Raw genomic sequence first — 24,345 nt, forward strand, 5'->3', positions numbered from 1 at the left:
GAAGGCGCGACTGTTTGGTGTCACTGGCAGATAGCGCTGATTTCAGTCTGCTTTGATTTGTCTGAATGACCACGTTTGTAGGTGTTAGGGCAATATTGCCCTGCTTGATCAGTCTGCCTTGTATTCGACCCGGTTGCGGCCGCTTTTCTTGGCATAGTAAAGAGCATTGTCGGCACGTATCATCATTTCATTGATGCCGTCAGGGTGCTGGTAAGTGGTGACGCCAAAGCTTGCTGTTTTGACGCCCACCTGTTCAAACTCATGGTTGGCAATAGCGCAACGCAATTTTTCTGCGATGGCGACAGCGGCGTGGATATTGGTTTCACGGAAAATAATCAAAAATTCTTCACCACCCCAGCGTCCGACGGCATCCATGCTGCGTACGTGGTTTTGTAAGATACTGGCGATACCGACCAGCACCTTGTCGCCCGTTTGATGGCCAAAAGTATCGTTGACCTGCTTGAATTTGTCGATATCGACAATGGCGATGGAAAAGAAGGTGCCATAGCGCAGGCTGCGTTGGTGTTCTTCTTCCAGTATTTTTTCCAGTTTCAGGCGATTGTGCAGGTTGGTCAAGCGATCGGTGCTCGATAATAATTCCAGGTCATGATTGCGCATTTCCAGTTCATGGGTGCGGGCGATGACCAGGCTTTCGAGATTGGCATTGACTTCCATCATGGATTTGTGACTGGCTTCCAGCTTTTCTGCCATCTGGTTAAAACCGGCTTCCAGCTCCTGCAATTCACCGCCGGAAGAGGCTTCTATGCGCGTGCCCAATTCCCCTTTTTCCATCAGGTGTACGCCGACCAGCAGACGTGACAGGGGCAGCGTCAGGTCGCGGCTCATGCGCATCGCCAGTACCGATGCACAGGCGGTGCCTACCAGGCCTATCAGTATGCTGATGGTGACAAAGACATTCTTGCTCTGGCGACTAGCCTCAGCGCTCAATTCCAGATAAACATGACCCAGCAATTTTAATTTGCTGCTGTCTTCATTGGGGACACGGTCAAACAAGTCAAAGGCTTCATTGGTGGATTTGCCCTGGTAAATTGGCGCACCAAAAATCAGTGAGCCATGTTCCCCCTTGATGACCTTGCCGTTATCGGCAGCGTTGGCAAGTTCAGGGCTGATCTTGCTGGGTTTGCCACTGACGGCAAGTATTTTATTATTGGCATCGGTAATGATGACGGCTTTGGCATCATCTTCTTTCATGACCGATTGTGTCAGCGCCTGCAAGACTTCGCGGTTGCCTGAAAAAGCACCATATTCACTGGCGGGTGCGAGTTGCCTGGTGATGACGACCCCACGTGCTTTCAATGCCCCATCAATTTCAGTAATGCCGACAATGACGACCAGCAGCACCAGCAGGACAGAAATAATCCAGACCGGTGCCAGCGCCAGTAATAATATGCGGTGCGCGAGTGGCCAGTTCTTCATGGGGCACGCTCCGTAGCGGACTTCAACTTGCGCATGAGGTTGCTTTCATCTTCCACATCCAGACTCAGGGAACGGTTAACTTGCGCATTGACGTTCACTGTGAAGTAACGCGGATATTGCGGTAAAGGTAAATAGCCATGCGTGGGTAGGCTGGCAATAATCTCTGTGGTCTGCTGGCTGATCTGGCTGGCGGTGCTGAACACCGCCGCCAGCGCACCGGCCTTGACATAGGATGCTGAAAACCCGAACAAAGGCACCTTCTGGCGGTAACTGTTGAGCAAAATGCTGGGAATGTTGTAGCGGTTGTAGATAGCCGCATCGGGAACTGCCAGCAAGACATCGCTGTTGTTCAAAAGCTTGCGCAAGGAAGGTAGCAGGTCGGCATCTTCATTGACGGTTTCCATATTGATTTGCAGTTCGGCTTCTTTGGCCGCGGTGGTTAAGCCAGGTAGCAGGTCGGCAGTTTCCTTGCTTGATAACAGGCCTATGCGGTTGCGATTGGGCAGTGCTGCCTTGATGAGCGCTAGTTGACGGTTCCATGGCTGATCAAAATAGATCGCCGAGAAGTGATGCGGGTCTTGATTACGGCCATATTGCCTGGCGATTTTCTGGAAAGCGTTATGGGTAACGAGGACATTTAATACAGACATCGCAGGCGGTTTTTGCGCCATGGTGGTCATGGCTGGTGTACCGACCGCGATCAGTAACTGGTTATTGGCATTGCGTGACAAGTCTTCATACTTGAAGTTGGGAAGGCTGATGATCTTGACCGAGGTTTTTGCTGTATTGCCTTGCGCCAGCAGGTTGCTGAGGCTGGTCGCAAATTCTGTATAGGCTGCCCCATCTTCACTTAGCAATATGGTGAGATTATCTATCGCCAGGCATTTTCCGGGCAGGAGCAAAAGAAAAAATGCCATGCCCAGGCTGGCAAGCACCGTAAATTTTTGCGTAAGTTGCCTGGCATGCCGGAACAGCATATCTCAAAGATCCAGCCTGAAGTTAAGTCTGACGACGCGCCCCGGCACTTCATTGTCATGACGGTATTCAAAATACCGTGCGTCACCCAGGTTTTGCATAATCAATGAGCATTCGGCCTGACTGCCAGCCAGCTTGAACTGATAGTTGAGCCTGGCATCAAGTCGCTTATTGCCATTAATGAAGTAACCACGGTTTTCTGAGGGATTATAGTCAGTGGCATTAAATTTGGTTTGCGCGACCTGATAGCCAGCCAGACTGCCACTCCACTGGTCATTGAACTTGTGACTGAGCAGCAGGCTCTGGCTGTATTTGGGCAGCGAATCGCTATACACGACACCATTGACATTGTCGCTTTTCACACCACCGCCAGATAAGCCATAGATGAGACGGGTTTTGTCAGTCAGCGGAGCCTTCAGCTGCATTTCGTAACCGCGCATGATGGCTTTGCCTGCATTCAGGTTGCCACCGGCAGCAGAGCGTTTGTTTCTGACATCGATAAGCTGACTGTAATCATCATAAAACAGGCGGAAATCGACATCGACCTTGCCTAGCTTGCCCATATAGCCAACTTCGGTTGATTTCACGCGTTCAGTCTGCATTTCTGGCAGGCCGGGGTAAAAATTGGGGCCACGCCAATAGGCGTCATAGACTTTTTCATATACGGAAGGCGAACGCGTTGCCCGCGAATGGCTGAAGCGAAACGTATGTCCGGGCTGGAAATGCCAGTTGGCAGCAAAGCGCGGCGTGGTGTCTGTGCCGGTGTAGCTGTTATTTTCCATCATGCCGCCGACATTAAAAATCAGGTCCGGGCGGGCGCGCCATTCGAGGTTGCCGAAAAAGCGGCGCAAATGGTAGGGGAAGTCACCGAATAAATATTGATTGTCACCGACGCCGAGGTAATACGGTGCATAGGTCTGGTCATAACGCACGCTACCACCCCAGACCAGTCGTGCATCCTGAAATGCCGAGAAGGTATGCTGCACTTCGATATCATAACGACGCAGTATGGCATCTCCATTGCTGACGCCATCAGAATCCTTGAGGCTGGCATAAACGCGTTCAACGGTATGAAAAGCTTGTACCGACAATTCACCCCCACCTTCGAGCGCGCGACGCCAGTGCAGCATCTCAAAATGGTTTTCAGCCTTGCGACTGATGGCAGAGACGTTATTGAACTCACCTACCTCACGCGGGCCGCCGTTATAGCCCATCTGCAATTCAAAGGTGTCCGCAGAATTGAGCTGGTAATCTGCACGCAAATTCAGGTTTTGTATGGTTTTGTTGTCGTATTTGTTCAGCGTCCAGAAAGTAAAGGCTGAGGTGGCATTCTTGATATTGGCGTCTTCCCCGGCATCTTCGCGAACGCTGGCGGTGAGCCGGTAGCTTAAGGCGCCATTTTTGGTACCAAAGCGGACAATCGCTTCTTTGCGGCCATTGCCGGCCGCCACGGACACCATCTTGCCCTGGGTCTCTGTCGGATGCCGGGTAATGATATTGATCACCCCAGAATAAGAATTGGCCCCATAACTGGCAGAATCAGGCCCGCGTATGACTTCTATGCGTTCAATATCGTCGAGAACGATGGGCAGATCACTCCAGTTGACGCCGCCAAACAAGGTGGAATACACCGATCTGCCATCAATCAATACCTGCATGCGGTCTGATGTAGTGGTCGTGACCATGCCGTGGTAGGCAACGGTACTGTCTGCGGAGAAATACGGGTCAGCATGATAGGCCACATACATGCCCGGTACCAGCCGGAAAATTTCAGATAAATCCCAGGCGCCGGAATCTTTGATCATTTGCCGGTCGATGATGGTGACGGCAACCGGAGCTTCATTGACTGGTTGCGACAGGCGCGACGCAGACAGAACCACCGGAATATCATCTAGCAAAACCGCTTCTTCACCACCGGTAGCAGCGTGTGCCTGCGTGGCAGCGAGCAAGAGCAGGGCATACGCACCATATCTGGCGTGCAAGAGTATGCCTCGGTAAAGATAAATGGGGCTGATTTTTTCAGCTGACAAGATAGGCTCCGGCATCAGAAAGTTTGTTGATTTAGAGTAACACAACAAGCCCAATCCAGAGTTTAAGTGCAAAGCTGAAAACTTTATTAAGTTTTTCATCTCTTTTACAGTTTGTTGAGAATTGTTGTTTTTAGGTTATTTTTTTGCTTGCAGCCCTGCGATTTGGTTTAGATTATTAAGATACATGCATTTTTCTGGCAATTTTGTTATCTGTATGCAACAAGTTTGAATGATGCAAAGCTTCTGGAGAGCGGGGGCAAGGCTGTAGAATAGCGGGATGACTACAGAATTAACTATTTCCCCTGAAGCTGGCCAGGAAGTTGCCGTCGCCAAGCCCTATGAACCAGCATTCGTGCATTTACGTATCCATTCCGAATATTCGATCGTGGATGGCCTGGTACGCATTGATGATGTCATCAAAGCGGGTGCAAAAGACAAACAGCCAGCCATGGCGATTACTGACCTGGCAAATCTGTTTGCCATGGTGAAGTTTTACAAGGCCGCACGTGGCAAGGGTATTAAGCCAATTACCGGTTGTGATATCTGGGTAACGAATGATACTGACCGCGATAAACCATCGCGCCTGCTATTGCTGGTAAAAAATCGCCAGGGTTATCTGCAATTATGCGAATTGCTGGCTGAAGCCTGGCTGACGAACCAGCATCGTGGCCGCGCAGAAATCCGTTATGAATGGTTGCAGAAATTGCATGAAGAAGGCAAGGGTGGTGGCCTGATTGCCTTGTCAGGCGCGCATTTTGGTGATGTTGGCATCGCGATTGAAAATGGTAACCTGGATCTTGCAGAATCAAATGCCCAACGCTGGTCTGCTATCTTCCCTGGTCATTTTTATATAGAAATTCAAAGGGCAGGCCAGGCGAACATGGAAAATCATGTGCGTGCTGCCGTAGGCCTGGCCAGCAAGTTGAAATTGCCTGTCGTGGCGACCCACCCGGTGCAATTTATCAATAAAGATGATTACACTGCCCATGAAGCGCGGGTCTGTATTGCTGATGGCGATATGCTGGCGAACGGTCGCCGCGTGCGCCGCTTCAACGACCAGCAGTGCTTTAAAACCCAGGCAGAAATGGCAGAATTGTTTGCCGACATGCCGGGTGCCTTGCGCAATTCAGTAGAAATTGCCAAACGTTGCAACCTGACACTGGAACTGGGCAAGCCCAAGCTGCCAGATTTTCCTACCCCTGATGGCATGACCATCAATGATTTTCTGGTGCACGAATCCCAGCGCGGGCTGGAGTTCCGGCTCCAGCATTTGTTCCCGAATGAAGAAAAGCGTGAGAAAGAACGTGCCCGTTATGAGGCGCGCCTGAAGTTTGAAACCGACACCATCATCAAGATGGGTTTCCCCGGTTACTTTCTCATCGTGGCCGATTTTATCCAGTGGGCGAAAAACAATGGTGTGCCGGTAGGCCCGGGCCGTGGTTCAGGTGCAGGTTCTCTCGTCGCTTATTCATTGCTGATTACCGATCTTGACCCGCTTCAATACAACCTGCTGTTCGAGCGTTTTCTTAATCCAGAGCGGGTATCCATGCCCGACTTTGATATTGATTTTTGCCAGGAAGGTCGTGACCGCGTTATTCAATACGTGAAAGACCGTTACGGTAAAGAAGCAGTGTCGCAGATCGCCACCTTCGGTACCATGGCCGCCAAGGGCGCGATACGCGACGTGGGCCGGGTGCTGGATTTTGGCTATATGTTTTGCGATGGCGTCTCCAAACTGATCCCGTTCAAACCAGGCAAACAGGTGACGATTGCCGAGGCCATTGTTGAAGAACCCTTGCTGGCCGAACGTCAGGAAAATGAAGAAGAAGTCAAAACCCTGCTCGACCTGGCGCAGCAGGTAGAAGGTATCACGCGTAATATCGGTATGCATGCCGGTGGTGTGTTAATCGCGCCAGGCAAGCTGACCGATTTTTGCCCTTTATATACGCAGGGTGGCGATTCCGGCGTGGTCTCCCAATATGATAAAGACGATGTGGAGGCCGTTGGCCTGGTCAAGTTCGACTTTTTGGGTTTGACGACGTTGACCATTCTAGACCGGGCAGTTCGTTATATCAAGATGCTGGACCCCGCCATGGCAGATTTCGATCTGGCCAAATTGCCGCTGGATGACAGGCCATCGTATGAATTGCTGACCAAGGCCAAAACCGTGGCTGTGTTCCAGCTGGAAAGCCGCGGCATGCAAGGCATGCTGAAAGATGCACGGCCTGATCGCTTTGAAGACATTATCGCGCTGGTGGCCTTGTACCGCCCGGGCCCTATGGACCTGATTCCAGATTTCTGCAAACGCAAGCACGGCGAACGCTTTGATTATCCTGATCCGCGTACCGAAGGCATTTTGTCTGAAACCTACGGCATCATGGTGTATCAGGAACAAGTTATGCAGATGGCGCAGGTGGTCGGTGGCTACTCACTCGGTGGCGCCGATTTGCTGCGTCGTGCCATGGGTAAAAAGAAGGTTGAAGAGATGGCCGAGCATCGTCAGATTTTCCGTGACGGAGCTGCCAAGGATGGCTTACCGCAAGAAAAAGCCGATGAAATTTTCGATTTGATGGAAAAATTCGCGGGCTATGGTTTTAATAAATCCCATGCCGCCGCCTATGCATTGCTGTCTTATCACACGGCTTACCTGAAGGCCCATCATGCTGCTGCCTTCATGGCCGCCAATATGTCGCTGGCGATGGATGATACCGACAAGGTCAAGATTCTGGTAGAAGATGCGATCGATATCTGCAAACTGAAACTGCTGCCGCCAGACATTAACCAGTCTGAATACCGCTTCGTACCGGTGGCTGAGCCTGGTAAAAAATCTTCGCAAATCCGTTATGGTCTGGGCGCGGTCAAAGGCTCGGGGCAAAATGCGATTGAGAGCATTGTTACAGCACGCAAGAATGGCGGCCCGTTTACTGATCTGTTTGACTTTTGCAAGCGCGTCGATAAACGCCAGGTCAACCGCCGTACTGTGGAATCGCTGATACGTGCCGGTGGCATGGATTGTCTGGGCAAGGACCGTGCTGTCTTGCTGGCAACCGTGGATTTTGCGCTGGAAGCCGCCGAGCAGGCAGAGGCCGCTGCAAACCAGGTCAGCCTGTTTGGTGATGACGATGATTTGATCCCGCCGCCAGACTATCTGCAAGTGGCACCTTGGACCGACAAGAAGCGCCTGACCGAAGAAAAGCTGGCATTGGGTTTTTACCTGTCCGGCCATTTGTTTGACTCTTACGCGCCAGAGGTGCGTCAATTCATCAAGACTACCCTGGCAAAGGTGGAACCTTCACGCGATTTGCGCCTGATCTGCGGCATCATTACTGGCGTGCGTACGCAAATGACGCAGCGTGGCAAGTTGTTGATCGTCACGCTTGATGATGGCACAGCCGTGGTGGAAGTGACTGTGTACAGCGAGATCATGGAAGAATTCAAATCCCTGTTCAAGGAAGATGAATTCCTGGCGGTGCTGGGCAAAGTGTCGGAAGATCGTTTCTCTGGTGGTTTGCGCATCTCTGCTGAAAAAGTGATGGACATAGGCCGCGCCCGCGTCCAGTTTTCCCAGGGCTTGCGCCTGACCTTGACGGCTGGTGCCGATACCAAAAAATTGCAGGAATTGTTAAAGCCCCACCTGAATGCCGACGGTTGCCCTGTATTGATACGCTACCAGAACGCCAATGCCAGTGCAGAGATGTATCTGTCTGATCAATGGCGCGTCAACCCGGACGACAATTTGCGCCAGAGCCTGGGCGAATGGCTGTCGATGAAAAACGTCAAAATTGAGTACGCCTGATTCCATGGCTTTATCACTTGAGCCTTTGGCAAACGAGACAGTGGTTTCTGGCGAGACGACAGGCTGGCGCCAGACTTTGCCTCAGCAGATATTAGCCGTCTTGCCGCTGACCCTGTTTTTCCCGGTCGGCATCATGTATGGCGGCGTACTGCTGTTTTATATAGGCTTGCTGGTATCTGGCGATTTTCAGCCCAAGTTGATGCGGGTCAGGCAAAGCCCCATGTTACTGCCGGTTGTGTCCCTGAGTGTGATTAGTATGGTCATTGCCATCAGCCAGGGCAGGCCAGATGAAGCCGGTAAGGAATTCTGGCCTGGTTTCTGGCATTACCAGACCTATGTATTCCTGCTCCCCTTTTTGATGGTGGCACCTGGAGGTTGGCAGCGTCGTGCCATGCATTTCTTTTTTGCAGGTGCAGTATTGGCGGCGAGCTTGTTCGTGGCAAATTTCTTTCATTTGTTGCCGGTGAATACTTTGTTTCGCAGCTATGTGATTTATGAAGGCAATAAATCGATACTGCTGGGTATCTTGCTGGCGATTGCCAGTGGCTGGATGCTGCATGAATTGCGCCTGCACCGCGATCATCTGGTACTGCGGATACTGGTTCTGATTTACGTCGTGGCTGCCTTGGTATTGCTGGCGAAAACCCGGACTGCCAGCTTATTGTTTATCGTGCTGTGTGTTGTGCTGGTCTTGCGGCATATAAGCTGGTCATGGCGCACGGCGGTATTGCCGCTGATCGTATTGGCAGCCCTTGCCGGCGGATGGAAATATGCCCTGAGCCTGCCACCTCCTGCGACCTGTGAAATACGGCTGGTACAAGCCAGCCCATGGGAGATTTTCAAGTTGCGCAGCATTTGTACGGTACAGCAGTTGCGGGATTTTTCAGAGGGCCGCAAGGTCAATGAAGATGGCATGCGTCTGGAAATTTATAAACTCACCGGCAATATCATCGCTGAAAAACTATGGTCCGGGCACGGCATTGCCAGCTGGATGCCGCTATACCAGCAGCGTGCAAAAGGCCTGAGCAGCGCCACCATGACCACGCCGCACAATGACTATCTGTTGTATCTGACAGAGCTGGGTATTTTTGGCTTGCTTGCTTTACTGGCAATCTGGGGTATGCAATTCTGGACGGCGCACCGTATGGCTTTGCATGGGGATATGGTGGTCAGAAATCACGCCATGCCATTGGTCATGCTGACCATCGCAATGATGCTGGGCGGGATGTTCAATGCCATCTTGCGTGATGCCGTGTTTGGCATGGCGTTCATGATCTTGCTGGCGATACCCCTGACGGGCGTAAGCAAAAAGAATTAAAACCAAGTAGTCCGAATAGGGATGTGCGGGCGCGGCTGGACATGCTTGCACGAATAAAAAATATGAATTTCACACTATGAGTTTGATTAATAAAGAAACTATCGATGTTTTCCGGCGCCTGTGGGCGTCAATTACGCCTTACCGGTCGCGGGTATGGTGGGCACTGCTGACGATGCTGGGTACAGCGTCGACAGAAGTCATGTTTCCCAAAGTGCTACGCTATATCCTTGATCATGGCTTTCATGGCAATGCAAAAAATCTGGCCTTGTGGATGGTGCCAACCGCCATCATCGGGATTTTTTTGTTGCGCGGTATCTGTACATTTACGACCAGTTACCTCATGACCTGGATATCTACCAGGCTGCTCAATCAACTGCGTGCCGGGGTATTTGACCGCATCCTGAATGTGCCTATCAGTTTTTATCACAGCGAATCCAGTGGCCGCATCATCAATACCATCATGTTTGAGGCGCAGCAAATCGTAGAGATGCTCAAGGTGTCGATGACGACATTGTTCCGCGATTCATTGACCGTGGTGGTTTTGCTGGCCGCTTTATTATGGAGTAACTGGAAGTTGACCATCATTGCCTTGGTCATGATGCCTGTCATGGCTTATCTGGTGCGTGGAGTCAGCAAGCGTTTGCGCAAGCTTAATCAAAGTCAGCTGGATGTCAGCAATGAGCTGACCCAGGTCATAGAAGAAGCAACCCGTGCCAGCCAGGTGATACGCATTTTCGGTGGCCAGAAATACGAGCAGGAACGCTTCGAGGCGAAGAATGAAAAATTGCGTGGCTATGCCATGCGCACGACCATTGCAGTGGCATCGACCACACCGCTGACACAACTGGCGGCAGCCATTGCGGTGGCTGTGGTCATCATGTTTGCGGTTTCGCAGGCTGCACAAGATTCAACCACAGCAGGCAGTTTTATAGAATTTGTCGCCCTTATGATGCTATTACTGACGCCATTAAAACGCCTGGCAGACTTGAATGGCCCCATGCAGCGCGGTATGGCAGCGGCAGAATCCGTGTTTTCCATGATTGATACCGCGCCAGAAGCCGATAGCGGCAAGCCTCTGCCCGCCCGCGCACAAGGCAGGCTGGAATTTGTTCACACCAGCTTTTCTTATCCAGGCCAGGAGCAGGAGGCATTACGAGACATTAACCTCAGCATCGCACCGGGTGAAACCATTGCCCTGGTGGGCATGTCTGGCGGCGGCAAGACTTCGCTGGTGAACCTGGTGCCACGTTTTTACACACCGGATTCTGGCGATATCCTGCTCGATGGCCTTTCCTTGCAAGACATCTCTCTGTCCAGCCTGCGCGAACAAATCGCCATGGTCAGCCAGAATGTGGTGTTGTTTGACGACACCTTGGTGTCAAATATTGCCTATGGTGATTCTAACCCTGACCCCGCACGCGTGGCAGCCGCCGTCCAGGCCGCCCACCTGACGGATGTCGTGCGAGATTTGCCAGATGGCCTCCATACCCTGATAGGCGATAATGGCATGCGCCTGTCCGGTGGACAAAGACAGCGCCTGGCGATTGCCCGTGCCATTTATAAAAATGCGCCGATACTAATACTGGACGAAGCAACCTCTGCGCTCGACAGTGAGTCTGAACGTGCGGTGCAGGCAGCCCTGGACGAGTTGATGCTGGGCCGTACCACGCTGGTGATTGCGCACCGTTTGTCAACGATAGAACGTGCCAGCCGCATCGCGGTACTGGTTGACGGCAAGATAGTGGAAATCGGCACGCATGCCGAACTGCTGAGCAATAACGCCGTGTATGCCAATTTGCATCGCCTGCAATTTGCCGCCTGATCGCGGGTCTTTGTAGTTTGTATTGTGAATGAAAAGGAAGAATAATGACGATGGCCATTTCACGTTTCCCTGTTCCTGAAATAAAGGATTTGCCCGACGATATACGCGAAAAAATACTGGCCGTGCAGGAAAAAGCCGGTTTCGTGCCGAACGTGTTTTTGACGCTGGCCCACAGGCCAGGCGAGTTTCGCGCCTTTTTCGCCTATCATGATGCACTGATGTTGAAAACCACAGGCAAGCTGAGCAAGGCTGAGCGTGAAATGATCGTCACCGCCACCAGCGCGAAAAACAATTGCCTGTATTGTGTTGTCGCCCATGGTGCAATCTTGCGCATCTATGCCAAGAATGCGCTGGTAGCTGACCAGGTTGCCGTCAATCACCTGAAGGCTGATATCACGCCACGCCAGAGTGCGATGCTGGATTTTGCCATCAAGGTCTGTCTTGATTCGCAAACTGTCAGTGATGCAGACTATGCGGTATTGCACAACCATGGTTTTGATGATGAAGATATCTGGGATATTGCCGCCATCACGGCGTTTTTTGGTTTATCCAACCGCATGGCGAATGTGATATCCATGCGCCCGAATGATGAATTTTTTTTGATGGGGCGCACGCCAAGATGAGCGTCGTGGGACAGTTTTCCAAGCAGGGTATCCTGGTCATCGCGCCAAACTGGATAGGTGATGCCGTCATGGCGCAACCCCTGTTGCTGCTATTGAAGCAGCAAAATCCTGATCAGCCCATTGATGTGCTGGCACCAGCCTGGGTTGCGCCGGTCTTGCGCGCAATGCCTGAGGTGGATACTGTCCTCGAAGCCCCGTTCAAACATGGTGCCTTGCAGTTGGGTGAGCGCTGGCGCTATGCCAGATTGCTGCGTCAACGTGGTTATGCTGCGGCCTATGTGTTGCCCAATACCCTGAAGTTCGCGCTGTTGCCATGGCTGGCCGGCATAAGAAAACGTGTGGGCTACAAGGGCGAAAGCCGTTATGGTCTGATCAATGTCATGCATCATGACGACAAACAGGCCAAACGTGCCATGGTGCCTTTTTATGCCGCACTGGCCTTTGCACCCAGCCCTGAAGCGCCACTTAACTTGCCACGGCCGCGCCTGCATCTTGATCGTGACAGGCTTGCCAGCGTCATGCAAACCCTTGGGCTGTCAACTCAAAGACCATTGATCTGTTTTGCACCGGGGGCAGAATTTGGCAATGCCAAGCGCTGGCCGACCAAACATTTTGCCGCACTGGCCCTGACTATCATGCAGACTTTGCCAGATGCCCAGATCGTCTTATTGGGGTCGTCCAAAGATGAAGCGGTATGTGCTGAGATCAAGGCGATTTGCCCCACAGTGCATCAACTGGCAGGCAAGACCACGCTGGACCAGGCGCTGGCACTAATCGCCCAGGCAGCCGCCATTGTCTCCAATGATTCTGGCCTTTTGCATATTGCTTCTGCGCTGAATCGACCTGTGATTGCGATATACGGCCCGACCGATCCTGATCATGCTCCGCCGTTTTCTGATATCGCCCATTCCTTGTCCTTGCGACTCGCCTGTGCACCATGCCGGCAAAGAGAGTGTCCGTTAGGCCACCATGACTGCATGCAAAAGCTGGAACCCGGTCTGGTCTGGCAGCCTTTACAGCAGATATTGCATGATCAGGCGGTATCCGTTCTTTAATCATTGTAAATTAATTATGTGTTCAGCTATTCCCATGCGGATGGCTGAACAGCCAGTCGCACCCATTTGCAAGCGACTGTAAATCATTGTGTAAAGGCTTAATCTTGAAGTTAAGCTGTTGTAAGATGAAAAAATAGCGACAAAGACATAAAGAAAAGCTTGCACATCTGCTTACACGGGACGAAGATTGGCCTGGCAATGTGCACAAATTAGCCATTTTTATGTGGTTTCAGGCAATCCTGTTTGATCTTTGCATGGTTCTTCTAGCACTGGTATTTCATAAGGCCTGACGCGTTAGCGTGTCGGTTTTAATAGCCATTTCATACCTTGCAGCCTTGAAAATGAAACTTCACCGACAGTTGTTGCTGAGCTTGCTGTGCCTTGGCTTGCCATTGCTTCCTGTTAGCATTGCGCATGCAAAGGCGGTGGAGAAGGTGCGTCTGCAATTAAAGTGGACACATGCTTTCCAGTTTGCAGGCTATTACGCCGCCAAGGAGCTCGGTTATTATCGCGAAGCTGGCCTGGATGTCGATATCAAGGAAGCTTTGCCCGGTCTGGACGTCGTAGACGAAGTTGTTGCCGGCAATGCCGAATATGGTGTTGGTACCAGTAGCCTGCTGCTGTCGCGCAAGGCTGGTAAACCAGTGGTCGCGCTGGCGGTGATTTTCCAGCATTCCCCCATGATATTGATTGCCAGGCGCGATAGTGACGCACAAACCGTGCACGATATTATCGGCAAGCGCATCATGCTTGAGCACCAGTCTCAAGAACTGCTGGCCTACATGAAGCGGGAAGGGATTCCCTTTGAACAATTCAAAAATATTGAACACAGTTTCAAGCTGGAAGACCTGATCGATAAAAAAGTCGATGTCATTTCTGCCTATCTGACCAATGAGCCGTTTCGCCTGGGCCTGGCCGGGGTTGCCTACAATATCTATACACCACGTTCAGTCGGCATCGATTTTTATGGCGATAACCTGTTCACGTCAGAAAAAGAAATCAAGACGCACTCTGAACGGGTAAAAGCCTTTCGGGCAGCCAGCTTGCGCGGTTGGGAATATGCAATGAATCATCAGGAAGAAATCATTGACCTGATATTGCAACGGTATACCAGGCCCGGCAATACTGAAAACACCAAGGAATTTTTCCATTATGAAGCTGCCCAGACATCCTATTTGTTAAGCCGTGACATGATCGCAGTTGGCTATATGAATATAGGCCGTTGGCGGCATATTGCCGATACTTATGCTGAGCTTGGCATGTTGCCAGCACATTTTCCGCTGGAAGAATTTGTGTATGACCCCAACCCGGACGTGAACCTGGTCTGGTTTTATTTCTGGAGTGCTGGTGCCATTGTCTTTGCTGGCATTGTGGGTGGTGCGGCGGTGTATATTTTCCGTGTCAATCGCCGGCTGGCACTGAGTCTGGACAAGATCAGAAAAAACGAACTCAGGCTCAGCTTGTTGTCTTCAGCGATTGAACACAGCCCGGCATCTGTCATGATTACCGATGCTGATAGCGTCATTGAATATGTTAATCCACACTTTACCCGCGAAACTGGCTATCCCTCTGACGAGGCGATAGGCAAAAAGCCCAATATGCTGCAATCCGGGCAAACTGATGCCACTACCTATCAGGAGATGTGGACGCAGTTATTGCGTGGTGAAGTATGGGCCGGTGAATTGATCAACAGACGCAAAAATGGCGAGGTCTATTGGGAAGAGGCGCGTATCGCACCGGTAAAGGATGACTCAGGCAAAACCACGCACTATGTTGCCGTGAAGGTGGATGTCAGTGAACGCAAGCTGGCCAATGACAGGCTAGCCTACATGGCACATCATGACAGCCTGACCAATCTACCCAATCGCACTTTGTTTTTTGAACGGCTTGCGCAGGGCCTGGCCCTGGCAAAAAGAAACATGACACGACTTGCGCTTATGTATATTGATCTGGACCGTTTTAAACCTATCAATGACAGCTTCGGTCATTCCGTTGGCGATCTTTTGTTGCAACAGGCAGCAGAGCGTATGAAGAGTTGCCTGCGTGATTCTGATACCGTCGGGCGTATAGGTGGCGATGAATTTGTTGCATTGACACTCAATGTCAGTGATGGGCAAAGTGCCTGTTTGCTGGCAGAAAAAATACGCGCCGCCCTGGGGCAACCGTTCCACATTGCGGACAATGCGCATATCGTCTCGTGCAGTATAGGAATTGCCATTTATCCAGATCACGGCACAACTGAGATCGAATTGTCCAAAAGAGCCGATTTCGCCATGTATGCTGCCAAAGCAGGGGGGCGTGATCAAGTCAGGCTTTATCAGGCAAACATGGGGGACGCGCTGTAAATCGGTACAGGGCAGACCATCATTTCTTTGGCGTTACAACTGCAGGCAGAGAACCATCTTGCTGCCCCCGTTTTATGATTTTGTCGATTTGTTCTATGATGCCATTGTCTTTGGATGCCAGTATTGCAAAATGGATGTAATCAACAGACAGAAAATGATCGAGTACCTTGAACGAAACACCTGGAGGCATAGGTGTGTCAGGAGCTATTTCAGACATGGACTTGTTCAGCATGGCTTCCACTTTGCGTGGATCGGGGTCGTAGTGACTAAACAGCATGACATCGGTGCGCTTGTTAAGTAATTTTTTCAGGCGCGAGGGCAGGGAATAGATATCCTCTTCCATGATCAGCAAGCTCGATTTGGCTTTTTCAAATTCATCGCCATAGGTTGAGCCGCGTACCATGCCTATGGTTTTGCCTTGCAAGTCGGTCAGACGGGAAAAAGGGAAGGCCTGGTCGCTACGCACTACCAGCCATATGTGGGTGGCAAAAGCCGGCAGGGAAAAATGCAGGGTTTGCGCCCGTTCCCGGGTTTTTGACAAGCCAAAGGCCAGGCCTTCACCTTCGTTCAAATTTTGTAATAATCGATTCCAGGGATAACGCCTGGTTTCGAACGACACATGCATTTCTTTTTCCACATAACCGACCACTTGCTGGAAAATCGGGTTGAATGGAACTTGCGGATTATTGCTGGCATTAGACTCGGCGATCAGCAAGACTTGCCTGGGCAATTCTGCGGCCCAGCTTGCTGCATTAAACAATAAGAGGAGGGCACAGATGAGAAACCGTCTTTGTTGATGTAGTTTTCTCAATATCATTGCTGTGATCTTCTTCACAAATTGACCGATTAGGCTTGCGCCATCAAGAAATCATTTTACTCCTGAAGATTCTGGCAAAATCCAAAAATAATGTGAATTAATTATTTTTGAAATACCTGGCTACCCGAGGCGACACCCTGCTCCTTTCAATGACAGCTATTGCCTTGATTTGCGCATTGCTGCCATGGAATCGTATATGGAAGACTAGCTTGTCAGTGGCCGTCTGGCCCATGCGGGCGCTTCACAAGGAGCGGGTTTGTCGTCGTTGAAGTCAGTTAATACCTGCACAGTCTGTTCATCACGCTGCCAATGTACTTTTCCATTGGCAGTAAATATCAGGCGTTTGCTCTGGTCACGGCCTGACCACGTCGCTCCAGCGACCTCTTTACTCGATGATCTTCGTTCTCTGCTGCCGTAGTTGACTTCCAGTCCATAGGGAATATGTTCTGGATGTGGCTGTTGAAGCGAGCCCGCAGCAAGAGAGATTCTGCGGTTTGTTTCAAAATGACCGCCGCCACCCCAGGTATCACCTTGGGGCCAGAGCCCCAGAGCATGTAACCACGGCAGGCGGCTGATACCTGTCCAGGCAGAGGTGTAGCTGGTACGGCTGCGTCGCCCCTGATGCACAAAATAAAGCAAGAGTTCCCCATCCTGCGACAGGTCGCAACGTTCGGGGTACAGGCGGCCACATATCCACGCGCCGGATTCAAACGTGTCATTGCGTGTATCCCAGCGAATCACATGAAACCAGTTTGTCGGTCCTCGGGCGAAGATTGCCGCCACATGCGCGTTTTTGGCAAAAATGATAAATAGTCTGGGGCCTGGTGGCGCTGTACTCATTAATTTTACTTGGCTATACCCATTGAGATATTCAGGCAAAAATAACTTCAACCTTGCTCTGCATACGACATATGACGCCAATCATGCAAAGGCAGAGCCTGAAGCAGCACTAGAAAATTTATAGTTTTCGTGCCTGAAAATTTCTTAGCGACGTGCTACATCACATCAAAATAATATCGTACTGCTCCTGATGAAACACGTTTTCCACTTGCAGTGATATCGGCTTGCCGATGAAATCGCCGAGCATGGCCAGATGCTGTGACTCTTCTTCCAGAAACATATCCACCACGACTTGCGAAGCCATGATGCGAAATTCACGCGGGTTGAATTGCTTGGCTTCGCGTAGCAATTCACGCAGGATTTCGTAGCAGATCGTGCGGGCCGTCTTGACCTGGCCTTTGCCATTGCAGGCAGGGCAGGGCTCGCACAGCACGTGGGCCAGCGATTCACGTGTGCGCTTGCGTGTAACCTCTACTAATCCCAGCGCAGAAAAGCCGGATACGGAAAGCTTGGTACGGTCGCGTGACAGGGCCTTGTTCAGCTCAGTCAATACCGCAGATTTATGTTCTTCATTCTCCATGTCGATAATGTCGAGAATGATGATGCCACCCAGGTTGCGCAGACGCAGTTGACGGGCGATGGCGTGGGCTGCTTCGAGATTGGTTTTGAAGATGGTGTCATCGAAATTGCGTCCCGCAACAAAGCTGCCGGTATTGACGTCGATGGTGGTCATGGCTTCCGTCTGGTCAACGATAAGGTAACCACCTGATTTGAGGTCTACGCGACGGCCCAGGGCTCTTTCTATCTCTTCTTCCACGCCGTGCAGGTCGAACAGCGGGCGCTCACCGATATAGTGCTGCAATTTGGCAAGCACAGATGGCATGTAACGCGTTGCAAATTCTTGCAGCATCAGATAATTTTCACGCGAATCGACCTGTATGCTGCTGGTTTCTTCATTGACGAAGTCACGCAGGACGCGTTGTGCCAGGTTCAGATCCTGATACAGCAAGGTCGTTGGTGGCTGTGTCTTGGCCAGTTGCAGTATGGTAGACCAGGTGCGGCGCAGGTAGTCAACGTCAGCCTTGAGGTCTTCATCGGAGGCATCTTCTGCCATGGTGCGGACGATGAAGCCGCCTTTTTCATCCGTTTGCTGAAGGCTTTGCACTTTGGCGCGCAAGGCCTCGCGTTCGGCTTCGTTTTCTATTTTTTGCGAAATGCCGATGTGTGAATCCTGCGGCAAATACACGAGCATGCGGCCGGCGATGGAAATTTGGGTGGAAAGACGCGCACCCTTGGTGCCTATCGGGTCCTTGACCACTTGTACCGTCACGGACTGGCCATCAAACAGCAGTTTTTCTATCGGTGTCAGCGGGGTATTGGTATTGCCATTGGCATCTTGGGTACGGGCATCCCAGATATCGGCAACGTGCAGGAAGGCAGCGCGCTCAAGTCCGATGTCGATAAAGGCAGATTGCATGCCCGGTAAAACGCGGACGACCTTGCCAAGATAAATATTGCCGACCAGGCCGCGGGACAAAGTTCTTTCTATATGAAGTTCTTGTACTGCACCCTGGAACATCAGGGCGACGCGTGTTTCCTGCGGAGTGATATTGATGAGGAGGTTTTCGCTCATGGACTTCAACTATTCAACAATTAAGGGATAAAAATACCAGCCTGACGCAATAACTGGCAGGTTTCATATAAGGGCAATCCCATGATGCCAGAATAACTGCCCTTGATGTGTGAAATAAAGCGGGCAGCCGCACCCTGTATGCCATAGCCACCTGCTTTGTCATACGGTTCATTGCTATTGCAATAGGCGAGGATCTGCTCCGGGTCGAGTGCCGCGAAGCTGACTTCGGATGATTGTGTGATCGCCGTACTGCCCTGGGCTGAATGGACGGCGATACTGGTCAATACCTGGTGTGTATGGCCAGACAGCATTTGCAGCATTTGTACTGCTTCTTGCAAATTGGCTGGCTTGCCCAGTATTTGCTGACCTATTACGACTGTCGTATCCGCCGCGAGCACAGGGCGAGCCGGTAGCCTGCGCAGGTGCATGGCTTCCCAGGCTTTGTCAGCTTTTTCGCGAGTGACGCGGCTGACATAGGCATCTGGCGCTTCGCCTGGCAAGACGATTTCAGTCACATCCGGCCCTCGCGGGGCGGCGTCGCGCAATAACAGCAGATCGAATTCTATGCCAGCCTGGTGCAGCAGTTCGCGACGTCTTGGGCTTTTGGATGCCAGGTAGATTTTATTTTCGCGGAGCATGAGCTTGTCCTCTCTGTTCAAACCCGGTGATAGGGGTGATTTTGCGTGATTGACCAGGCGCGGTATAGCTGTTCTGCCAGCAATACCCTGACCATGCCATGCGGCAGCGTCAGGCTGGATATGCGTATCAAGGTATCGGCACTGGCCTTGAATTCTGCATCCAGGCCATCAGCACCGCCAATAACAAAGACGACATCACGGCCATCCTGCTGCCATTGCGTGAGGTTTTGTGACAGAGCAACGCTGGTCCAGTCCTTGCCACGTTCGTCCAGCGCGATGATGCGGGCATTCTTGGGGATCACGGCTTCTATCTTTGTACGTTCGAGCGCCATCACGGTTTCGGCCGTTTTGCTGCCAGAACGTTCAATCGGTTTGATTTCTTTTAGCAGTACGCGACATTCAGGCGGCATGCGCTTGGCGTATTCCTGAAAGCCGGTTTCTATCCAGGCGGGCATTTTGTGGCCGACAGCGGCGATAATCAATTGCATGTGAAAAATTTTTGCCAGGGTCGATCAATATTGTTTGCTTAAGTGTGCCAGGTTGCTGGCAGGCTTGCTTTTAAACAAATGGCTGCACCAGGCAGCCATTGTAGAAAAAGTTGTTACCAATCTTATTCTTCAGTTTTTGTTGCCCGTGTTGCCGGACGTGTCGCAGCGCGGGAGGTACGTTTGCCAGCAGCTTCCTTGGCGGATGCAACAGCGGTCTTGGTTGCAGCAACCTTGACACGTCCACCAGTTGGTATTTTCGGTGCTTTTGCAGTCGTGCCGTCAGCAGCCTTGCGGGCTGCCGGTTTGCGCGCTGGTTTGGCATCTGTATCACCACCAACTGTTTTGCTGACGCGGGGCTTGCGTGCCGGTTTTTTGTCGTCATCCAGCGTTGTTTGTATCGCCATCATGTCATGGGTCACTTCCAGCGGTGCAGCCTTGCCAGCAACTTTACGTACACGTTTTGGCTTCTCTTCGCTTTCTTCTGCTTCCACTTTTTTCGATGTCCGTTTCGCAGCACCCAGTTTGATAGGCTTGTCGCCCCACAGTTCTTCGAGGCGGTAATAAGCGCGGATCGCCGGTTGCATGATATGCACGACGACATCGCCCAGATCGACCAGCACCCATTCGCCTGTCGCTTCACCTTCCATGCTGATGACGTTGCCACCGTTTTCCTTGACTTTGTCACGTACCGAGGCCGCCAGCGCCTTGGTCTGGCGGTTGGAAGTGCCTGAAGCGATGACGACGCGGTCAAACAGGCTGGTCAGGTGAGAAGTTTCATACAGCTGTATATCTTGCCCTTTGACGTCTTCCAGTGCGTCAACGACCAGGGTTTGCAGTTTTTTGATGTCCATATTTATTGATATATTGAATGTTGTTGTAAGTAGTCTAGCACCTTGTGCGGGACTAGCAATCTTGTTGTCGGGTTATGCTGTTTTAATTCTGTACGTAGTTGGGTGGCAGATACATCTTGTGCCAGATTTCGCTCCAGGTAGGTACCACCCGCTGGCCGGGAGCGCATTTCTTGTGCGGTTAAGGCACGTTTATTCCATTCTCCGGCGATATCCGGGGTCGTCATGTCCAGACTAAAGCCCGGGCGGGAGGCAGCGCACAGATGGGCATAGTCAAATAAGCCTTGCCATTCCCGCCAGGTATGTAAATTTTGCAACTGATCTGCACCCATGGCAAAAATAATGGCTGCCTGCGCGCCGTATTCAATGCGTAACTGACGCAGGGTGTCTATGGTATAGCTTGCCTGATGCTGTTCTGCCCGGCGAATCTCTTGCTCATCAATGCTAAAAGGACAAACATCCCATTCTGCAAAAGCTAGCCTGAGCATGTCTGTGCGTTGCCTCGCATTGGCTTGCAAGGCATTCTTTTGCCATGGTTGTCCAGCTGGAATAAGACGTAGTTCATCAGGCTTCAAGACTTCTGCCAGACAACGTGCCAGTGCAAGATGGCCCAGATGTACGGGATCAAAGCTGCCACCCAATACCAGAAGGCACGGGCCAGGCAAGGAGTTTACACCCATTCCCTGTGCGCCAGAAAATCTGTCGTTAACTGCGCTTCCGGGCTGCCTGCTTCCGGTTTCCAGTCATAACGCCATTTGACGATGGGGGGCATGGACATCAGTATGGATTCTGTCCGCCCGCCCGATTGCAGGCCAAAATGGGTGCCACGGTCAAATACCAGGTTGAATTCGACGTAACGACCACGCCGGTAAGCCTGGAAATCGCGTTCACGCTCGCCATATGGCAGATCTTTACGCAACTCCAGAATCGGGCGATAAGCAGGTATGAAGGCATCACCAACGCTACGTGTCATCGCAAAACTGCTGGCGAAGTCTAACTCATTAAAGTCATCAAAGAAAATCCCGCCCACGCCGCGTGCTTCTTTACGGTGTTTCAGATAGAAATACTCATCACACCATTTCTTGAAACGGCCATGCAAATCAGCACCAAACCCCTGCACGGCATCTTTGCAGGTCTGGTGGAAATGACGTGCATCTTCGACAAAGCCGTAATAGGGCGTCAAATCCATGCCGCCGCCAAACCACCAGACCGCTTCCTTGCCTTCGGCATGAGTGGTAAAGAAGCGTACATTCATATGCACTGTCGGTGCATACGGATTGCGTGGATGCAGCACCAGTGAAACGCCCATGGCTTCCCATTGCCTGCCAGCCAGTTCAGGGCGGCTGGCTGCGGCAGACGGGGGCAGGTTACTGCCCATGACATGCGAGAAATTCACGCCGCCACGCTCAAATACATGACCTTCTTCGATGACACGAGAAATGCCTCCGCCGCCTTCAGGACGTTGCCAGCTATCAGTCAGGAAAGGTTTGCCGTCAACTTCTTCCAGTGCCGCCACGATACTGGCCTGCAAGGACAAGAAGTAATTTTTAACAGCGAGCGTATCGGTCATTCTGGTTCTACTCAAAAAAGCATGGCAGATTGGACAAAGTCCAAGCTGCCAGGATCATCAGGCGCACTGTCTGATGCGCCGAATCAGGGTTTAATGTTTGCGGTTCAGTGCGCGCCAGCCTATGTCGCGGCGATATTGCATGCCATCGAAATGGATTTTTTCGACGACATCATAAGCATGTTTTTGCGCCAGTTTGACAGTGTCACCCAGGCCAACCACACATAAAACGCGGCCACCAGTCACCGACAGGGTTTTATCGTTCAAGGTCGTACCAGCATGGAAAGTGACGGTTTCAGCAGTTTCGGCTGGTATGCCTGTGATTTTGTCGCCTTTGCGCGGCGTGTCGGGGTAACCAGCTGCGGCCATCACGACACCCATCGCTGTACGCCTGTCCCATTCCAGTTCCACGGTATCGAGTGTCCCGCTGACGGCATGTTCCATGACTTGCAGCAAATCAGTTTTCAGGCGCGCCATGATGGGCTGGGTTTCCGGGTCACCCATGCGGCAATTGAATTCCAGTGTCTTAGGATTGCCATGATCATCTATCATCAGGCCGGCGTACAGAAAGCCGGTAAAGACGATACCGTCTTTTGCCATGCCCTGTACCGTAGGCACAATGATTTCGCGCATCACGCGTGCATGCAGTTGCGGTGTGACGATAGGGGCAGGGGAGTACGCACCCATGCCGCCCGTGTTGGGGCCTTCGTCATTGTCCAGCAAACGCTTGTGATCCTGGCTGGTGGCGAGTGGCAGAATATTTTTGCCATCCACCATGACGATGAAGCTGGCTTCTTCACCAGCCAAAAATTCTTCAATCACCACGCGTGCACCCGCATCGCCCAGCTTATTGTCAGACAACATCATGTCAACAGCAGCATGCGCTTCTTCGAGCGTCATGGCCACCACGACACCCTTGCCGGCGGCCAGGCCGTCTGCTTTGATGACGATAGGGGCACCTTTGGCGTTGATATAGTCATGCGCTGGTGCCAGATCGGAAAAGGTCTGGTATTCAGCCGTAGGAATTGCATGCCTGTGCATGAAAGCCTTGGCAAAATCCTTGGAGCTCTCGAGTTGCGCTGCTTCTTTGGTCGGGCCAAAAATTTTCAGGCCACGGTCACGGAAAATATTGACGATGCCAGCAGCCAGCGGAACTTCAGGGCCGACGACAGTGATGCCGATATTTTCTTGCTCAGCAAAATCTGCCAGCGCGACAGGGTCAGTAATATTGATATTTTTAAGGCGTACATCAGTCGCCGTACCGCCATTGCCTGGCGCGACGAAAATGGTCTGTACGCGTTCAGACTGGGCGAGTTTCCAGGCAAGTGCATGTTCACGGCCACCAGAGCCGACAACGAGAATTTTCATCTTAATCTTCTATGATGGCGTTAGTGGATACTTCTTGTACATCGTCGAGGTTTTCCAGTGCGTCCAGCAATTTTTGCATTTTTATACCGTCTTCTCCGGAAAATACGGTTTCTGTATTTGGTTTCATGACGACTTCTGCCACTTCCGGTTTAAAACCGGCTTTTTCGAGGCTGGCGCGTATGTCCGACAGGCTGAACGGGGCGCAAATGACTTCGATGCCGCCTTCTTCGTCCGTAGTGACATCATCTGCACCGGCTTCCAGAGCGGCTTCCATCAAGGCATCTTCATTGGTGCCCGGGGCAAAGAACATCTGGCCGCAGTGCGTGAACAAAAATGCGACTGAACCCTCAGTGCCCATATTGCCACCATATTTATTGAACGCATGGCGCACTTCTGCGACGGTACGAACACGATTGTCCGTCATGCAGTCAACTACCAGGGCAGCGCCGCCTATGCCATAACCTTCATAGCGTACTTCTTCGTAATTTGCACCTTCGAGTGTGCCCGCGCCGCGTTGTATCGCGCGCGTGACATTTTCCTTTGGCATGTTGGCGTCAGCTGCCTTGTCCACTGCCAGACGCAGCCGTGGATTGGAATCGACATCCTCACCGCCCATGCGTGCGGCAACCGTGATCTCCTTGATCAGACGCGTCCAGATTTTGCCGCGTTTGGCATCAGTTGCTGCTTTTTTGTGCTTGATATTGGCCCATTTACTATGTCCTGCCATGATCGCTCTTTCCTGAAT

General features: G+C 51.6%; 19 protein-coding genes. 6 read left to right on the forward strand and 13 right to left on the reverse strand.

What is annotated here, in order from left to right:
• Positions 1-108: 108 nt before the first annotated feature.
• From ACO0LH_RS17805 to ACO0LH_RS17815, 3 genes are read right to left on the reverse strand one after another with little or no spacing between them, the layout of a single operon-like run.
• Entirely contained in the window at positions 109-1,437 is a 1,329-nt protein-coding gene (locus ACO0LH_RS17805; protein ID WP_422942466.1) for a diguanylate cyclase, read from the reverse strand.
• Complete coding sequence (locus ACO0LH_RS17810; protein WP_422942467.1) at positions 1,434-2,414, reverse strand: ABC transporter substrate-binding protein; 981 nt, start codon at positions 2,412-2,414, stop codon at positions 1,434-1,436. The genes ACO0LH_RS17805 and ACO0LH_RS17810 overlap by 4 nt, the downstream gene beginning before the upstream one ends.
• A gap of 3 nt (positions 2,415-2,417) precedes the next feature.
• Complete coding sequence (locus ACO0LH_RS17815) at positions 2,418-4,442, reverse strand: TonB-dependent receptor plug domain-containing protein (protein ID WP_422942468.1); 2,025 nt, start codon at positions 4,440-4,442, stop codon at positions 2,418-2,420.
• 277 nt (positions 4,443-4,719) lie between these two features.
• Between ACO0LH_RS17815 and dnaE the strand changes: the two genes are divergently transcribed.
• The 6 genes from dnaE (at position 4,720) to ACO0LH_RS17845 (ending at position 15,401) form a co-directional block, all read left to right on the forward strand.
• Positions 4,720-8,238, forward strand: coding sequence for a DNA polymerase III subunit alpha (gene dnaE / locus ACO0LH_RS17820; RefSeq protein WP_422942469.1), 3,519 nt, complete (start codon positions 4,720-4,722; stop codon positions 8,236-8,238).
• Positions 8,239-8,242: 4 nt separating this feature from the next.
• Complete coding sequence (locus ACO0LH_RS17825) at positions 8,243-9,556, forward strand: O-antigen ligase family protein (protein WP_422942470.1); 1,314 nt, start codon at positions 8,243-8,245, stop codon at positions 9,554-9,556.
• 76 nt (positions 9,557-9,632) lie between these two features.
• Positions 9,633-11,378: a lipid A export permease/ATP-binding protein MsbA gene (gene msbA / locus ACO0LH_RS17830; protein ID WP_422942471.1), complete on the forward strand. Its 1,746-nt coding sequence runs from the start codon at positions 9,633-9,635 to the stop codon at positions 11,376-11,378.
• Positions 11,379-11,422: 44 nt separating this feature from the next.
• The gene (locus ACO0LH_RS17835; RefSeq protein ID WP_422942472.1) at positions 11,423-12,001 is read left to right on the forward strand and encodes a peroxidase-related enzyme; all 579 of its coding nucleotides are present in this window, start codon (positions 11,423-11,425) and stop codon (positions 11,999-12,001) included.
• A complete protein-coding gene (gene waaF / locus ACO0LH_RS17840) occupies positions 11,998-13,056 on the forward strand; it encodes a lipopolysaccharide heptosyltransferase II (RefSeq protein ID WP_422942473.1) in 1,059 nt (352 codons plus the stop codon). The genes ACO0LH_RS17835 and waaF overlap by 4 nt, the downstream gene beginning before the upstream one ends.
• Positions 13,057-13,397: 341 nt before the next feature.
• Positions 13,398-15,401 carry an ABC transporter substrate-binding protein gene (locus ACO0LH_RS17845; protein ID WP_422942474.1) on the forward strand — a complete coding sequence of 668 codons (2,004 nt, stop codon included), beginning with the start codon at positions 13,398-13,400 and terminating at the stop codon, positions 15,399-15,401.
• A gap of 19 nt (positions 15,402-15,420) precedes the next feature.
• Here the strand turns inward: ACO0LH_RS17845 and ACO0LH_RS17850 are convergent, their stop codons facing one another.
• From ACO0LH_RS17850 to ACO0LH_RS17895, 10 genes are all read right to left on the reverse strand, one after another.
• Positions 15,421-16,212 carry a substrate-binding periplasmic protein gene (locus ACO0LH_RS17850; RefSeq protein ID WP_422942475.1) on the reverse strand — a complete coding sequence of 264 codons (792 nt, stop codon included), beginning with the start codon at positions 16,210-16,212 and terminating at the stop codon, positions 15,421-15,423.
• Between the two features lie 210 nt (positions 16,213-16,422).
• Positions 16,423-17,058: a hypothetical protein gene (locus tag ACO0LH_RS17855; protein ID WP_422942476.1), complete on the reverse strand. Its 636-nt coding sequence runs from the start codon at positions 17,056-17,058 to the stop codon at positions 16,423-16,425.
• A 160-nt stretch (positions 17,059-17,218) separates the two neighbouring features.
• Positions 17,219-18,691, reverse strand: a complete 1,473-nt coding sequence (rng, locus tag ACO0LH_RS17860) for a ribonuclease G (protein WP_422942477.1) — start codon at positions 18,689-18,691, stop codon at positions 17,219-17,221.
• A gap of 20 nt (positions 18,692-18,711) precedes the next feature.
• A complete protein-coding gene (locus tag ACO0LH_RS17865; protein ID WP_422942478.1) occupies positions 18,712-19,329 on the reverse strand; it encodes a Maf family protein in 618 nt (205 codons plus the stop codon).
• 17 nt (positions 19,330-19,346) lie between these two features.
• On the reverse strand, positions 19,347-19,817 hold the full coding sequence (gene rlmH / locus ACO0LH_RS17870; RefSeq protein WP_422942479.1) for a 23S rRNA (pseudouridine(1915)-N(3))-methyltransferase RlmH: 471 nt from the start codon (positions 19,815-19,817) through the stop codon (positions 19,347-19,349).
• Positions 19,818-19,939: 122 nt separating this feature from the next.
• Positions 19,940-20,668: a ribosome silencing factor gene (gene rsfS / locus ACO0LH_RS17875; protein ID WP_422942480.1), complete on the reverse strand. Its 729-nt coding sequence runs from the start codon at positions 20,666-20,668 to the stop codon at positions 19,940-19,942.
• A gap of 2 nt (positions 20,669-20,670) precedes the next feature.
• Positions 20,671-21,345, reverse strand: a complete 675-nt coding sequence (nadD, locus tag ACO0LH_RS17880; RefSeq protein ID WP_422942481.1) for a nicotinate-nucleotide adenylyltransferase — start codon at positions 21,343-21,345, stop codon at positions 20,671-20,673.
• Positions 21,336-22,235 carry an oxygen-dependent coproporphyrinogen oxidase gene (hemF, locus tag ACO0LH_RS17885; RefSeq protein WP_422942482.1) on the reverse strand — a complete coding sequence of 300 codons (900 nt, stop codon included), beginning with the start codon at positions 22,233-22,235 and terminating at the stop codon, positions 21,336-21,338. The genes nadD and hemF overlap by 10 nt, the downstream gene beginning before the upstream one ends.
• Before the next feature lie 90 nt (positions 22,236-22,325).
• Positions 22,326-23,600: a phosphoribosylamine--glycine ligase gene (purD, locus tag ACO0LH_RS17890; RefSeq protein WP_422942483.1), complete on the reverse strand. Its 1,275-nt coding sequence runs from the start codon at positions 23,598-23,600 to the stop codon at positions 22,326-22,328.
• 1 nt (position 23,601) lies between these two features.
• Positions 23,602-24,327, reverse strand: coding sequence for a YebC/PmpR family DNA-binding transcriptional regulator (locus ACO0LH_RS17895; RefSeq protein ID WP_422942484.1), 726 nt, complete (start codon positions 24,325-24,327; stop codon positions 23,602-23,604).
• Between the last annotated feature and the right edge of the window lie 18 nt (positions 24,328-24,345).

It is taken from the genome of Undibacterium sp. TJN19, assembly GCF_049339485.1.
GTDB lineage: Bacteria > Pseudomonadota > Gammaproteobacteria > Burkholderiales > Burkholderiaceae_D > Undibacterium.